Origin of the sequence: Pseudomonas sp. GD03842 (assembly GCF_029841165.1) — a bacterium.
Lineage (GTDB): Bacteria > Pseudomonadota > Gammaproteobacteria > Pseudomonadales > Pseudomonadaceae > Aquipseudomonas.
In genome coordinates this window covers 233,532-248,491 of record NZ_JAOCEA010000004.1, presented here as the reverse complement: position 1 = coordinate 248,491, position 14,960 = coordinate 233,532, and the positions used below count along the sequence as shown (strand labels likewise).

The following is a 14,960-nucleotide window of genomic DNA, read 5'->3' as shown; positions in this document are numbered from 1 at the left end:
TTAGCGCATGTCGCGTTCGGCAGCAGACAAGCTTGCCTGAAATGCCTCACGCGCGAACTGGCGCTCCATATAATCAAGCAGCGGCTTGGCGGGCCGCGGCAATTCGATACCCAGAACCGGCAGACGCCAGAGTATGGGCAGTAGACAGCAGTCGACCAGACTTTGCTCGTCACTGAGGAAAAAAGGCTTTTCCGCAAACAGTGGCGAGACGCCGGTCAGACTTTCGCGCAATTCCTTGCGCGCCTGGGCACGCGAGGCCTCTTTGGTGCGCGAATCCAGAATGACATCCACCAAAGCACACCAGTCGCGCTGAATGCGGTGCATCAGCAGACGGCTGTTGGCTCGGGCCACAGGGTAAACCGGCAGTAAAGGCGGATGCGGATAGCGCTCATCCAGATATTCCATGACCACCGTCGATTCGTAGAGAGCCAGGTCACGATCGACCAGCGTGGGTACTGTGCCGTAAGGGTTTACCTCGATCAGCCTGGCGGAGGGCTGGCCTCCAACGACATCGATGATCTCGGCGCTGACACCCTTCTCGGCGAGCACGATGCGCACGCGGTGGGAATAGTGGTCGGCGGGGTCGGAGTAACAGGCCAACCGGTTGGTCACGCCCATGGCGATCCTCCTCGCTTGTCAAATAGGCAGAAGCAGAAAAACGAACGCGCCCGAACGACGCCTGCGGCGTTATCCATAAGGGGGTGTTCATCGCGGGCGACAAGATAGCGCATTTATGCCCTGCAAATTCTGCAATCTTTCGCCCGCCACTATACCCGGTCTGTGGTCATTACCCGAATCCGACGCTTCATAGCTGGGCCCGTGAAGGATACGCGCGTGCCAATGCGCGTTCGGCGCTGACCCAGCCACGATCGAAAGCAGGCACTGCTTCAAGCCAGTGGCTCAGTGCACATCCTTCCAGTACTCGCGCTTGAGGAGATAAGCGAAGATGAACAGCACCGCCAGGTACAACAGCACATAGGTACCGATGCGCTGATGCTGCAATTTGACCGGGTTCGCCGAGTAGGCGAGGAACGTCACGAGATTCTTCACCTTTTCGTCGAATTGCTCCTCGGTCAACGTGCCGGTCTTAGGCACGATGGTCAATTGGTCACAGGCTTCATGGGTCAGAGGACTGCCGGTCAGGGGGTCGTACTGCTTCTTGCCCCCCTCGACGCGTTGAATCTGCTTGCAGCCGATAACCTGACGCCCCTGCAGCCCGACGAGGACGTTAGGCATGCCGACGTTCGGAAAGACCGTGTTGTTCACGCCCCAGGGGCGGGCAGGGTCTTCGTAGAACGAACGCAAATACCCATACAGCCAGTCAGTGCCACGCACACGGGCGACCAACGTCAGATCGGGCGGCGCGGCGCCGAACCAGACCTTGGCCTCGGCAGGCTGCATGCCGGTGACCATGTGGTCCCCGATCTTCGCCCCCGTGAACACCAGTTTCTCGAGCATCAGATCGTGGGGAATCCCCAGATCGTCCGCCACCCGCTCATAGCGTTGAAATTTAGCGCCATGACAGCCCATGCAATAGTTGACGAACGTCCGCGCCCCGTCTTGCATCGCCACCTTGTCGGAGACATCGATATCCACACTTTCGAGCTCAGGCCCGCCATGCTCTTCGGCGAAGGCCAGCACCGGTAGCGCTACCAGGAGGAGTACCGCCCATAGTCTTTTCATCAGCCCGTCACCCTTTCCGGTACCGGTTTTGTCTTCTCCATGCGCGTATAGAACGGCATCAGGATGAAGTAGCCGAAGTAGAGGAACGTGCACACCTGTGACAGCAACGCTCGGCCTGGGCTGGGCGGCAGCACGCCCAGCACCCCCAGGGTCACGAACGCCACGCAGAACAACATCAACCAGACTCGGCTCAGCCAACCTTTATAGCGCATGGACTTGACCGGACTGCGATCCAGCCATGGCAGCACGAACAGCACTGCAATGGCGGCCCCCATCGCCATGACGCCCATGAGTTTGTCAGGGATCGCACGCAAGATGGCGTAGAACGGAGTGAAGTACCAGACAGGGGCGATGTGTTCCGGCGTCTTGAATGCGTTGGCTTGTTCGAAATTGGGCTTTTCCAGGAAATAACCGCCCATCTCCGGAAAGAAAAACACAATGGAACAGAAGATGAACAGAAACACGACCACACCGACGATGTCCTTGACTGTGTAGTACGGGTGAAACGCAATGCCATCCAGCGGTTTGCCGTTCTCATCCTTGAGCTTCTTGATGTCCACGCCATCCGGGTTGTTCGATCCGACTTCGTGAAGCGCCAGGATGTGCAGCACCACCAGCCCGAGGATCACGATGGGCAGCGCCACGACGTGCAGCGCGAAGAAGCGGTTCAAAGTAATGCCCGAAATCAGATAGTCGCCACGTATCCATTGGGTGAGGTCATTGCCAATGACCGGAATGGCCCCGAACAGCGAAATGATCACCTGCGCGCCCCAGTACGACATCTGCCCCCAAGGCAAGAGATACCCCATGAAGGCCTCCGCCATGAGCGCCAGGTAAATCAGCATCCCGAAGATCCAGACCAGTTCCCGTGGCTTCTGGTACGAGCCGTAGAGCAGTCCGCGAAACATATGCAGATAAACGACGATGAAGAACGCCGACGCGCCCGTGGAATGCAGCAAGCGCAGGATCGAACCGTATTCCACGTCACGCATGATGTATTCGACGGACGCGAACGCTTCTTCCGCCGAAGGGGTGTAGCTCATCGTCAACCAGATGCCGGTGACAATCTGGTTGACCAATACCAATAGCGCGAGCGAGCCGAAGAAATAGAAAAAGTTGAAGTTCTTGGGGGCGTAGTACTTGCTCAGGTGGTCTTCCCACAGGGAAGTGGCAGGGAAACGTGCATCAATCCAGTCCATGAGCTTGCTCATCACGCTTTCTCCTGGTCGACACCAATGACGATGACCGAGTCCGACTCATAGGAATGGGGCGGTACTGGCAGGTTTAAGGGTGCGGGTTGGGCCTTGTAGACGCGGCCGGCCAAGTCGTAGTGGGAGCCGTGACAGGGACAGAAATAGCCCCCCACCCAATCCTTTCCCAAGTCCGCCGGGGCTACTTCCGGACGGAAGGTGGGCGAACAACCCAGGTGGGTACAGATCCCGATCAACAGCAGCATCTCGGGCTTGATCGAACGGACCACAGGATCGACGTACGCAGGCTGAGTGGAGTTCTTGGACTCGGGATCGGAAAGCTGAGCGGTGATCTTGCCTAAATTGGTGAGGATTTCCGGTGTGCGGTGAACAATGAACACCGGTTGGCCACGCCACTCGGCGATGATCTGTTGGCCGGGCTCGATCTTGCTGATGTTGACCTTGACGGGGGCGCCAGCGGCCTTGGCTTTGGCACTGGGAAACCAGGACCCTACGAACGGAACCGCAGCACCGACCGCCCCTGCAGCACCGACCACCGAAGTGGCAGCGACAAGGAAGCGACGCCGGCCTGCGTTCACGCCGTCATTGCTCATTACGCCCTCTCCCATCAGCTGTTGGATGCCCGGTAAGCCAGGCGCCCTTTTCGAATTATTTTTCTAGCTGTCGATGCATCCTGCCAAGGGCAATCGGAGCACCCCTGATCCTTCTAGGAGACTGCCGTTTGGCGAAAACTGGGAAGCCATGAAGATCGAGGCATCCGCGGGTGATCCACGTCGTCATCACCAATAATAGACGCCCATAAAAAAACGCCCAGTTCCCACAGGGAACTGAGCGTTCTTTTTGAACGAAAGCGAATTAACGCTTCGAGTACTGCGGACGCTTACGCGCTTTACGCAGACCGACTTTCTTACGTTCAACTTCGCGAGCATCGCGAGTGACGTAGCCTGCTTTGCGCAATGCGCTGCGCAGGGTTTCGTCGTAGGACATCAGAGCGCGGGTGATACCGTGGCGAATTGCGCCAGCCTGACCACTTACACCGCCGCCGATAACGGTGACGTAGATGTCGAATTTTTCAACGGTCTCGGTCAGTTCCAGAGGCTGACGAACCACCATGCGGGCGGTTTCGCGGCCGAAGAACGTGTCCAGCGAGCGGTTGTTGATGGAGATGTTACCGGTGCCCGGACGCAGGAAAACGCGTGCGGTTGCGGTCTTGCGACGGCCAGTGCCGTAATTTTGAGTCGCCGACATAATGAACTATTCCGTTAAAACTTCAGTTCTTGGGGCTGCTGAGCAGTATGAGGGTGAGCAGCGCCCGCATAGACTTTCAGCTTACGATACATGTCGCGACCCAGCGGGTTCTTAGGCAGCATGCCTTTGACCGCGGTCTCGATCACGCGCTCAGGAGCTTTGGCGATCAGCTTTTCAAAGTTGATCGACTTGATCCCGCCCGGGAAACCGGAGTGAGAGTAGTAGATCTTGTCGGAGGTCTTGGCGCCAGTGACACGGATTTGCTCAGCGTTGATCACGACGATGTAGTCGCCAGTGTCGACGTGCGGAGTATATTCCGGCTTGTGCTTGCCACGCAGACGGCTCGCGATTTCAGTGGCCAAACGACCCAGGGTCTGGCCAGCAGCGTCGACGACGTACCAGTCGCGCTTTACTGTTTCCGGTTTAGCGGTAAAAGTTTTCATTCTTTATAGCCTCAAAGGCCGCCTGAAAAAATAGACGGCGGAGCATACTCGTTAGTACGGTCTTTGACAAGTCAAAGGCCGCCGGGCACGAACGCTATAGGGGGCTCGGGTCAGCGCGTTCGATCGCAGCGGTGTCTTGTATCGCGGGGCATCACTCCCACGATGAAGAGCTGCGGAATTATGCAGATTGCGAAAAAAATTTCAACCTGCTTTTATGGGTCTTTTGATCGGGAGAGCTGTATGGATTACCGCCAACTGGGCAGAACCGACCTCACTGTCAGCGCGATCTGCCTGGGCACCATGACCTGGGGCGAGCAGAATACCCAGGCCGAAGCCTTCGCCCAGATTGAGCGAGCCAAGGCTGCCGGGATCAACTTCATGGATACCGCCGAGATGTATCCTGTCCCGCCCAAGAAAGAAACCTACGCCAGCACCGAAACCATCATCGGCAACTGGTTCAGTAAAAGCGGCGACCGCGCCGACTGGATCCTCGCCAGCAAAATCGCCGGGCCGGGCAACGGCATCGACTACATTCGCAACGCGCCGCTGAAATTCAACCGCGCGCATATCGTTGCCGCCGTCGATGCCAGCCTCAAGCGCTTGCAGACCGACTACATCGATCTCTACCAACTGCACTGGCCCGAGCGCAGCACCAATTTCTTCGGCAAGCTGGGTTATACCCACAGCGAGGAACAGTTCACGCCGCTGCTCGAGACCCTCGAAGCTCTGGACGAGCAGGTCAAGGCTGGGAAGATCCGCCATGTGGGTCTGTCCAACGAGAGCGCGTGGGGCGCGATGAAATACCTGGCCGAGTCCGAGGCCCACGGCCTGGTACGCCCGGTGTCCATCCAGAACCCCTACAACCTGCTGAACCGCAGCTTCGAGGTGGGGCTGGCCGAAGTGGCGATTCGCGAACAATGCGGCCTGCTGGCGTACTCGCCGATGGCGTTCGGACTGCTGTCCGGCAAGTACGCCGACGGTGCCCGCCCACCCAAAGGTCGACTCAGCCTGTACAGTCGCTTCACCCGCTACTTCAATCCGCAATCGGAAACCGCCTGCGCCCGCTATGTCGCACTGGCCCGAGAGCATGGCCTGGATCCGGCGCAGATGGCGCTGGCGTTCGTCACCGGCCGTGCGTTCGTCACCAGCAACATCATCGGGGCGACGACGCTCGAGCAACTGGAGAGCAACCTGGCCAGCGCCGATTTGGTGTTGTCCGAAGAGGTGTTGGCGGGTATCGAGGCGATTCACAAGGATCAACCAAACCCAGCTCCGTAACGCATAACCCCTGTAGGAGCGCGCTTGCCCGCGATTGCGATGTGTCTGAAACGTTGATATTGACTGACACACCCCATTCGCGGGCAAGCGCGCTCCTACAAGCGTTCGATTCAAAGCGACCGGGCAATGATCTCTTTCATGATCTCGTTGGTGCCCGCATAAATCCGCTGCACCCGCGCATCCGCCCAAGCCCGTGCGATCGGGTATTCCCACATGAAGCCGTAGCCGCCATGCAATTGCACGCATTCGTCCAGCACCTTGCATTGCAGGTCCGTAGCCCAGTATTTGGCCATCGCCGCCGTCGGCACATCCAGCTTGCCCTCTAAATGCAATGCCAGACAGCGGTCGATAAATACACGCCCGATCTGCACTTCGGTAGCGATCTCCGCCAGCTTGAACCGAGTGTTCTGGAAATCAGCGATCGCCTGCCCAAACGCCTTGCGCTCGCGGGTGTAATCCAGTGTCCATTGCAACGCGGCTTCAGCCGACGCAATGGCACCAATGGCGACGGTCAGGCGCTCTTGTGGCAGCTCCTGCATCAAATAGGCAAAGCCCATGCCTGCCTGTCCCAACAGGTTCTCCTTCGGCACCCGAACATCTTGAAAGAACAATTCGGAGGTGTCTTGCGCCTTCATCCCGACCTTTTCCAGACGCTTGCCCTTCTCGAAGCCCGGCGTGCCCGCCTCCACAAGAAACAGGCTTGTCCCCTTCGCGCCTGCGTTGGGGTCGGTTTTAGCCACGACGATCACCAGATCCGCGAGAAACCCGTTAGTGATGAATGTCTTTGAGCCATTGATGACGTACTCGTCCCCTTGCAGAACGGCCGTGGTCTTCACGCCCTGCAGGTCAGAGCCCGCGCCCGGCTCAGTCATGGCGATCGCGGAGACCAACTCGCCAGAGACCATCCTCGGCAGGTATTTGCGCTTAAGCGCCTCATCGCCGTAATGCAGGATGTAAGGCGCAACGATGTCCGAATGCAGGGAGAAACCGATGCCGGTCAGGCCCAGTCGGTAAATCTCTTCGATGACGACCGTGGTGTAGAGAAAGTCCGCCGCCATGCCGCCGTATTCTTCGGGCAGGTGGGAACACAACATCCCTTGTTCACCAGCGCGGTTCCACAGGCTGCGCTCAACATGCCCCTGCTTTTCCCATTGCGCATGAAAGGGCGCGGCCTCTTGCTCGAGAAATTTGCGGACGCTGTCGCGGAAAAGCTCGTGTTCCGGGCTGAAGAGTGGTCTTGGGAGCATGGGGACACCTTATGGGGAAGGATCGGCTGGTCGTCACGGACAGAGCGTAAGCCGAGGGATTTGACGACGACACTGGACACACCCGACAAAAAATAAGACGATCACGCCGTTGCTTGACCACTTTCCCTTATAAGAACAAAAGATTATGTCTACTCAACACACCGTGCCCTTGCGGCGCGTTAGCATCCTCGCGATCGATGGAATCTTCGCCTCGACCCTGACTCAGGCCAAAGACTTCTTTCATCTGGCCAGCCTGCGCTATGGCAAGCAGTTGGGCCAAGGCCTGAAAGCCGCCTTCGAAACTCGGCTCGTCAGCCCCGATGGCCAGCAGGTCCGCAGCTTCAGCGAGGTGATTCTGCCGGTCGACGGTACGCTGGAAAACGCCGATATCATCATCCTTCCTGCCTTCGTCGATAATTTCGACACGCTGCGCGCCCGGTATCCGCAGATCCTGCCCTGGCTACGCGAGCAGCATGCGCGGGGGGCCGTACTCTGCGGGGAAGCCAGCGGTGTGTTCTGGCTGGCGGAGGCAGGTTTGCTCGACGGCAAGGAAGCGACCACCTACTGGCGCTTCTTCAATGACTTCGCCGAGCGCTTTCCAAACGTACTGCTCAATCAAGAGAAACACCTGACTGACGCCGACAACCTGTACTGCGCCGGCGGCAGCATCTCAGCCTGTGACTTGTATATCTATCTGATCGAACGCTTTTGCGGCGCCAACGTGGCGCAAACCGTGGCGCGGGACATTCTCTACGAGGTTCAGCGCAGCTATTCGCCAGGGCGCATGGGCTTCGGCGGCCAGAAACTGCATCAGGACGTGATCATTCTGCAGATTCAACATTGGCTCGAGCAGCACTTCGCCGACAAATTCCGTTTCGAAGACGTGGCGCGCGAACACGGGATGAGCATCCGCAATTTCATGCGTCGCTTCCAGACCGCCACGGGTGATAAACCGCTGCATTATCTGCAACGGCTGCGGATCGAGACCGCCAAAGGGCTGCTGTCAGGGTCGCGCAAGAGCATCAAGACCATCAGTTACGAAGTCGGCTATGACGATGCGAGCTTCTTCGCTCGGCTGTTCAGGCAACACACCGAGCTGTCGCCGAATCAATACCGGCAACAATTCCAGCAGGCCGCCTAAATCGACTGTACGAGCGCGCTTGCCCGCGACAGCGGCGTGTCAGACAACCTTGTTCTGACTGAGCGATCGCGGTCGCGGGCAAGCGCGCTCCTACAGGGGGTGACGCACGCAAGGTCACTCCTTCGCTCGGCTGTACAGGCAACACACCGAGCTGTCGCCGAATCACTACCGGCAACAATTCCAGCAGGCCGCCTAAATCGATTGTAGGAGCGCGCTTGCCCGCGACAGCGGCGTGTCAGGCAACCCTGTTCTGACTGAGCGATCGCGATCGCGGGCAAGCGCGCTCCTACAGGGGGTGACGCACGCAAGGTCACTTGTTCGCTCGGCTGCTCCGCCAGCACACGGAGTTGTCGCCCAATCAATACCGGCAACAATTCCAGCAGGCCGCCTAAATCGACAGTAGGAGCGCGCTTGCCCGCGACAGCGGCGTGTCAGACAACCCTGTTCTGACTGAGCAATCGCGATCGCGGGCAAGCGCGCTCCTACAGGTGGTGACTGCGGTTACGGCTTGTGCGCCCGTGACAGGAACTCGTGGGATTGCATCTCCAGCAAGCGGCTCAGCGTGCGCTGGAATTCGAAGTTCAACCGGCCACCGGCATACAGATCCTTCAGCTCGACTTCTGCCGAAATGATCAGCTTCACGTTGCGGTCGTAAAACTCGTCGACCATGTTGATGAAGCGACGGGCGACGTCGTCGGTGGTGACACTCATCTGCTCAACGCCGCTGAGCAAAACGGCGTGGAAGATCTTGCCCAACTCGATGTAGTCATTCTGGCTGCGCGGGCCGTCGCACAGTTCGCGAAACTCGAACCAAGCCACATCGTCGCAGGTACGCAGCGCCTTGATCGGGCGGTTCTCGATCATCAGCACATCGTTTTCGGTGGCCTTGGTGCACTCTGGCGTCAGGGCACGAAAGCTTTTGCGCAAGCTTTCATGCGCAGCTTCGTTCAGTGGAAAGTGGAACAGCTCGGCCTGCTCCAGATGACGCAAGCGGTAGTCCACGCCGCTGTCGACGTTGACGATGTCGGTATTCTGCTTGATCAGCGCAATCGCTGGCAGGAAGCGAGCCCGCTGCAGGCCGTCCTTGTACAGACCGTCCGGCACGATGTTCGACGTGGCCACGAGGGTCACGCCGTTCTTGAAGAGTTCCTCCATCAAGGTGCCGAGAATCATGGCATCGGTGATATCGGACACGAAAAACTCGTCGAAGCAGATCACTCGGGCTTCCTGAGCGAAGCGCTTGGCAATCGCCTTCAGCGGATCCTTCTCACCCTTGAGGGTCTTCATTTCCTCGTGCACACGCTTCATGAAACGGTGGAAGTGCGTGCGCATCTTGTCTTCGAACGGCAGCGCCTCAAAGAAGGTGTCCACCAGATAGGTCTTGCCCCGGCCTACCCCACCCCAGAAATACAGGCCTTTGACCAACGTGGCGTCCTTCTTGCCGAACAGCTTGCCGAACAGGCCGGGCTTGCTCTCATGGGCGGCGATCAGATCGTCGTACAGACGCTGCAGATGACGCACCGCATTTTCCTGCGCGGCGTCATGGAAGAACTCGGGTTTCTTAAGGTCGTTCTGATAGCTTTCTAGAGGCGTCATAATTTCGTTAACGAGGTAACAAAAACGGGCCGTCACTGTAGCGATGGCCCGTTGTAATGGCAATTAATCCTGCTGCGGCGTCAAGGCCAGCCTCAGGCTCTCGATGGCCGCATCACGGGCCGTAGCCTCGGCATAGGACGGACTGTCCGCGACACAGGCTCCGTCCAGCCAGACAGTGAAGGCCTGGCCTTCGCTGCGGATGTCCAGCGGGCCGCCTTGCTGCAACTGCTTGGTGACGGCACCCGCTGCCTTGCCATCGGCGAAAGTCCGCGACAGCAGCAGTTGCTCGCCATCAGCGGCCAGCAGACGGAAACGGAAACTGCCGTCGTCCTCGCGGAAGCTGACGAAACGCGCGCCTTTGACGGCTTTCTTTTTCGTCGCAGCGACCGCTTGCGTGGACTCGCGGAAAGAGCGCAGGCCCACGGCCTCACGCAGTTCACCGAGGAACGGAGTGGCGATACGACGCGCCTTCTGGGCACCGGCCAGCAGAATGTCTTCGAGATCGGCCGGACGTTCAATCAGACGATGGTAGTTCTCCCGCGCCTCTCCCAGTTCCGTGTCGAGCAACTGGAACAGACGTTGTTTGGCGTCGCCCCAGCCCAGCCCTTGCAACAGATCAGCGCGCAGTGCCTGGGTCTGCTCTTGAGTGCCGAAAGCCTGATACAAGGTAAACAGGTGCGAATTGTCCGGATCCTTGGGCTCGCCCGGCAGGCGGGAGTCAGTGACGATGCGCGAAATCGCCTCCTTCATCGCTTTCGCACTGCTGAACAAAGGGATGGTGTTGTCGTAGCTCTTCGACATCTTGCGACCGTCGAGGCCCGGAAGGGTCGCCACGCTCTCTTCGATCAGCGCTTCGGGCATGACGAAAAACGCTTTGCCCTGGCCGAACAGGTGGTTGAAGCGCTGGCCGATGTCGCGGGCCATCTCCACGTGCTGAATCTGGTCACGACCGACCGGCACTTGCTCCGCGTTGAACATCAGGATGTCCGCCGCCATCAGCACGGGATAGCTGAAAAGCCCCATAGTGACGCCCGCATCCGGGTCCTCTCCCGCTTCGACGTTCTTGTCGACGGAAGCCTTATAAGCGTGGGCGCGATTGAGCAGGCCCTTGCCCGCGACGCAGGTCAGCAGCCAGGTCAACTCAGGGATTTCCGGAATGTCGGACTGGCGATAGAAGGTCACCCGGTCCACGTCCAAGCCAGCGGCGAGCCACGTCGCGGCGATTTCCAGACGCGAACGCTGGATGCGCTGAGGGTCGTCGCATTTGATCAACGCGTGGTAGTCCGCCAGGAAGTAGAACGAATCGGCATCGCTCTGGCGGCTGGCGACGATGGCCGGGCGAATGGCACCGGCGTAGTTCCCCAAATGGGGCGTACCGGTGGTGGTGATACCGGTCAGGATACGAGTGGTCATGGCAGGTCGCTTATTCTGGGTGCGGCGGATTCAAAGGCGCGGTACGACCAGATCCTTGAGATCGGTCAGCTTGCCGTGGAAAAAGTGCCCGCATTCTGCCACTTTCAGCAGCTCATGGGGGCGCGAGAGTGCGTCAGACCAGGCATATACGAGTTGTGGGTCAACGACTTCGTCGGTTTCCGGCTGAATCAGCGTCAAAGGCGCTTGTTGGGGCAGCGAACCCGGATCAGCGATACGCATCACCGCGGGCGCTACCATGAACAGATGACTCAGCACTTGCCCCTTGGCTTCAAGGCGACCACCGAGAGTGGCGGCGACAAAACCACCGAACGAGAAACCGAACAGGGTCATCGGCAGGTCGGGGTGCTTCTCACGCAGCCAGACAGCGGCGGCTTCTGCATCGTCGACTTCGCCCTGGCCCATGTCCGAACTGCCCGCGCTCTCTCCAACGCCCCGATAGTTGAAACGCAGCGTGATGTATCCTGCGTCACGCGCGGTGCGTTGAAGGGTCGAAACGACCTTATTGAGCATCGTGCCGCCCTGGACCGGGTTAGGATGGCAGATCAGTGCCAGGCCCTTGGCCTCCTCCACATCGAGGTACAGGGCTTCGAGTTGGCCCACCGGGCCATCGATGAATACGGGGGTTTCACGCATGAGCAAGAATGAACTCCGTGACCTTCAATTGGGTCGACTCGTCTAGCTGATTGTCTGTGGCTGGCATGTCGGCGACGCGTCGCCGCTATACAGCGCAGGTTCGAGCCGTTAACGTAAAGCAAAGCCGTTTATAGAGGAAGGACTCGTGGATTACTCGCTCTTAGTTTGGTTGCTGCCGACGATTGCCCTGGTTGCCGGTGTTGCCATCGGTTTCTTCGTGGCACGTGCGCTGCCCAATGCCGCGCCTAACAGCACTCAGCGCCAGCTGGATGACGTTCAGGAGCGTTTCGACACCTACCAGAACGAGGTGGTCACTCATTTCAACAGTACGGCTAATCTGGTCAAGAAGCTTTCCCAGAGCTATCAGGACGTTCAGGAACACCTCGCCGAGGGCGCCAACCGCTTGGCCACCGACGACATCACTCGCCAACGTCTCCTGGCCGCTCTGCACCCAGATGCCCTGCAGCCACCTCGCGATCGCCTGACACCGCCACGCACTGCCGCCGAGCCTCCACGGGACTACGCACCTAAAGCGCCGAATACACCCGGCATGCTCGATGAGCATTACGGTTTGAAGAAGTAAGCGCACCAGTGACTGCAAAAGCCCGCCCTTGGGACATTCAAGGGCGGGCTTTTTAGTGCCCCTCAGAAATGCCCGACACGCCTGTCAGACGCCGTCGGATATCACCTCAAGGTTGCCCGCCCTAAGCTCCCCTCGTATTTCTGGAGGGATCATGAACTTCATCAAGGCTGCCGCGTTGTGCATTGCACTGACTGGCTGCATATCCACGGACTGCACCGAGAATTGCTACCTCACCGAACAACAGGCATATGAATCGCGGTGGGAGCAGTTATGTGAGAAACACACGTTTGACCGGCGTTGTGAGGGGCGTTCGCCCTTGCCGGTTTTATGAGCGTCTGATTCTGCCCGAAGGGCGTAGGAGCGTCGCTTGCCCGCGATCTGGCGCGAAGCGGCAATAAAACCTGAGTACTCGGTAAGTCTGAAACAACGCGCTGTCTGATTTTGCTGCCGCTGCGCGCCAGATCGCGGGCAAGGCACGCTCCTACGGCCTGCGGCCATAAGCCGATCGCGGAGCAACAAAAAACCCACCATCGCTGGCGGGTTTCTTGTGCAACGAACAACGCTTAGATCGCGCCGCGGGCACGCAACAGATCGATGACCTGTTTCGCGCCTTCTTCAACACTCAGCGACTGCGTGTCGATCACCAGGTCGGCATCCAGCGGCACGTCATACGGGAAGGACTCACCCGGGATGTTGTCCTTGTCGGCAGCATACAGGCCCTGCGGGTCGCGCTCGCGACAAGCTTGCGGCGAGGCCTGCACGTAGACCGTGATCAGACGATCATCCCCGATCAGCGCTTTGGCATTCGAACGGCCTGCGGCATCCGGAGCCACGAACGCAGCCAGTGTAAGCAGGCCCGCTTCGTTGAACTGGCGCGCCACATGTGCGGCACGGCGCCAGTTTTCGGTACGTCCTGCCCGGTCCTGCGGCAGCCCTTTGTTCAGGTCATGACGCAGGTTCTGCCCATCGAGGACGAACACGGCGCGGCCCATGTCGAACAGCTTGCGCTCAACGGCATAGGCCAGGGTGCTCTTGCCCGCGCCAGACAGGCCGCTGAACAGCACGGTGGCAGGTTTTTGACCGAAACGCTGGGCCCGCTCTTCGACCGAGACATGAGCCAGCGCGCCATGGTGAGTGTCATGACCGGCTGCAACTGGCTTGGCGATGATCATGCCCGCAGCGACGGTGCCGTTGGTCAGACGGTCGATGACAATGAATGCGCCCGTGGTGCGGTTGGTGTCATAGCCGTCCAAGGCGATTGGCGCGTCAAGGCTGACTTTCACCCGACCGATTTCGTTCAACTGCAGCGCGCTGGCGGGGCCCTCTTCCAGGGTGTTCACATCGACCCGGTGGGTGATGCTGGCGATCGAGCCCGGCACATAGGAGGTGGCGCGCTTGATATCGTATTTCTTGCCCGGGAGCATCGGCTCTTCGGCCATCCACACCAGCATGGCATCGAACGCATCGGCCACTTGCGGAACGTTGTCGGCATGGACCAACAGGTCCCCGCGGGAGATGTCGATCTCATCTTCCATGGTCAGGGTCACAGCCTGGCCAGGGCCGGCGTGCTCCAGTTCACCTTCGAAGGTGACGATGGATTTCACCCGGCTGCCCTTACCGGAGGGCAATACCACGACTTCGTCGCCCTTGCGCACGATGCCGCTGGCCAGCGTCCCGGCGAAGCCACGGAAGTTCAGGTTGGGACGGTTGACGTACTGCACCGGGAAGCGCAGGTCATCGAGGTTGCGGTCGTTGGAAATCTCCACGGTTTCGAGGATTTCCATCAGCGACTTGCCGGTGTACCACGGCGAGCGCTCGCTACGGTTCACGACGTTATCGCCCTTGAGCGCCGACATCGGAACGAATTCCATGGTGGTCGGTTTCAAGGAAATACGCTCGGCGAACGCGAGATAGTCGGCCTTGATCTGCTCGAACACCGTTTCGTCGAAGCCGTTGAGGTCCATCTTGTTGATGGCGACCACGATGTGCTTGATGCCCAGCAGCGACGCGATGTAGCTGTGACGGCGGGTCTGGGTCTGTACGCCGTAGCGGGCGTCCACCAGGATGATGGCCAGGTCACAGGTGGAAGCACCGGTGGCCATATTGCGGGTGTACTGTTCGTGGCCAGGTGTATCGGCAATGATGAATTTGCGTTTGGCCGTCGAGAAATAGCGGTATGCCACGTCGATGGTGATGCCCTGCTCGCGCTCGGCTTGCAGGCCGTCCACCAAAAGCGCGAGATCGACGTCTTCGCCCGTGGTACCGGACTTCTTGGAATCACGGGTAATGGCTTCCAGATGATCTTCGTAGATCATCTTGGAATCATGCAGCAGGCGACCGATCAACGTGCTCTTGCCGTCGTCGACGTTGCCGCAGGTGAGAAAGCGCAGCATCTCTTTACGTTCGTGCTGGGCCAGGTAGGCGAGGATGTCCTCGCTGATCAAATCAGATTGGTGACTCATA

14 protein-coding genes are annotated in these 14,960 nt (G+C 59.1%); 3 read left to right on the top strand and 11 right to left on the bottom strand.

Annotation, left to right across the window (positions count from 1 at the left end; all coding sequences use genetic code 11):
* The 6 genes from N5D61_RS08250 to rplM form a co-directional block, all read right to left on the bottom strand.
* Window positions 1–618, bottom strand: a complete 618-nt coding sequence (locus tag N5D61_RS08250; protein WP_108236903.1) for a glutathione S-transferase N-terminal domain-containing protein — start codon at window positions 616–618, stop codon at window positions 1–3.
* Window positions 619–900: 282 nt separating this feature from the next.
* The gene (locus tag N5D61_RS08245) at window positions 901–1,683 is read right to left on the bottom strand and encodes a cytochrome c1 (protein ID WP_108236902.1); all 783 of its coding nucleotides are present in this window, start codon (window positions 1,681–1,683) and stop codon (window positions 901–903) included.
* Window positions 1,683–2,894 (bottom strand): cytochrome bc complex cytochrome b subunit, encoded by a 1,212-nt coding sequence (locus tag N5D61_RS08240; protein ID WP_108236901.1) that lies wholly within the window; start codon window positions 2,892–2,894, stop codon window positions 1,683–1,685. The genes N5D61_RS08245 and N5D61_RS08240 overlap by 1 nt, the downstream gene beginning before the upstream one ends.
* The gene (petA, locus tag N5D61_RS08235; protein ID WP_108236900.1) at window positions 2,894–3,487 is read right to left on the bottom strand and encodes a ubiquinol-cytochrome c reductase iron-sulfur subunit; all 594 of its coding nucleotides are present in this window, start codon (window positions 3,485–3,487) and stop codon (window positions 2,894–2,896) included. Before petA ends, N5D61_RS08240 begins: the two co-directional genes overlap by 1 nt.
* Window positions 3,488–3,749: 262 nt before the next feature.
* Window positions 3,750–4,142, bottom strand: coding sequence for a 30S ribosomal protein S9 (gene rpsI, locus N5D61_RS08230; RefSeq protein ID WP_108236899.1), 393 nt, complete (start codon window positions 4,140–4,142; stop codon window positions 3,750–3,752).
* Window positions 4,143–4,156: 14 nt separating this feature from the next.
* On the bottom strand, window positions 4,157–4,585 hold the full coding sequence (gene rplM / locus N5D61_RS08225) for a 50S ribosomal protein L13 (RefSeq protein WP_108236898.1): 429 nt from the start codon (window positions 4,583–4,585) through the stop codon (window positions 4,157–4,159).
* A gap of 240 nt (window positions 4,586–4,825) precedes the next feature.
* Between rplM and N5D61_RS08220 the strand changes: the two genes are divergently transcribed.
* Window positions 4,826–5,863 carry an NADP(H)-dependent aldo-keto reductase gene (locus N5D61_RS08220; RefSeq protein WP_279891936.1) on the top strand — a complete coding sequence of 346 codons (1,038 nt, stop codon included), beginning with the start codon at window positions 4,826–4,828 and terminating at the stop codon, window positions 5,861–5,863.
* Window positions 5,864–5,973: 110 nt separating this feature from the next.
* Here N5D61_RS08220 and N5D61_RS08215 read toward each other — a convergent pair whose 3' ends face one another.
* Window positions 5,974–7,110, bottom strand: coding sequence for an acyl-CoA dehydrogenase family protein (locus N5D61_RS08215; RefSeq protein ID WP_279891934.1), 1,137 nt, complete (start codon window positions 7,108–7,110; stop codon window positions 5,974–5,976).
* A gap of 244 nt (window positions 7,111–7,354) precedes the next feature.
* Here N5D61_RS08215 and N5D61_RS08210 point away from each other — a divergent pair, with 244 nt between their 5' ends.
* Window positions 7,355–8,251: a GlxA family transcriptional regulator gene (locus N5D61_RS08210; RefSeq protein ID WP_177411034.1), complete on the top strand. Its 897-nt coding sequence runs from the start codon at window positions 7,355–7,357 to the stop codon at window positions 8,249–8,251.
* 501 nt (window positions 8,252–8,752) lie between these two features.
* Here N5D61_RS08210 and zapE read toward each other — a convergent pair.
* The 3 genes from zapE to N5D61_RS08195 form a co-directional block, all read right to left on the bottom strand.
* The gene (zapE, locus tag N5D61_RS08205) at window positions 8,753–9,847 is read right to left on the bottom strand and encodes a cell division protein ZapE (protein WP_108236894.1); all 1,095 of its coding nucleotides are present in this window, start codon (window positions 9,845–9,847) and stop codon (window positions 8,753–8,755) included.
* A gap of 63 nt (window positions 9,848–9,910) precedes the next feature.
* Window positions 9,911–11,260, bottom strand: coding sequence for a tryptophan--tRNA ligase (locus tag N5D61_RS08200; RefSeq protein ID WP_279891932.1), 1,350 nt, complete (start codon window positions 11,258–11,260; stop codon window positions 9,911–9,913).
* A gap of 30 nt (window positions 11,261–11,290) precedes the next feature.
* Window positions 11,291–11,914: an alpha/beta fold hydrolase gene (locus tag N5D61_RS08195; protein ID WP_279892093.1), complete on the bottom strand. Its 624-nt coding sequence runs from the start codon at window positions 11,912–11,914 to the stop codon at window positions 11,291–11,293.
* Window positions 11,915–12,059: 145 nt separating this feature from the next.
* Between N5D61_RS08195 and N5D61_RS08190 the strand changes: the two genes are divergently transcribed.
* On the top strand, window positions 12,060–12,497 hold the full coding sequence (locus N5D61_RS08190; protein ID WP_108236891.1) for a DUF1043 family protein: 438 nt from the start codon (window positions 12,060–12,062) through the stop codon (window positions 12,495–12,497).
* Between the two features lie 563 nt (window positions 12,498–13,060).
* Here N5D61_RS08190 and cysN read toward each other — a convergent pair.
* The gene (gene cysN, locus N5D61_RS08185) at window positions 13,061–14,959 is read right to left on the bottom strand and encodes a sulfate adenylyltransferase subunit CysN (RefSeq protein WP_108236889.1); all 1,899 of its coding nucleotides are present in this window, start codon (window positions 14,957–14,959) and stop codon (window positions 13,061–13,063) included.
* Window position 14,960: the final 1 nt, after the last annotated feature.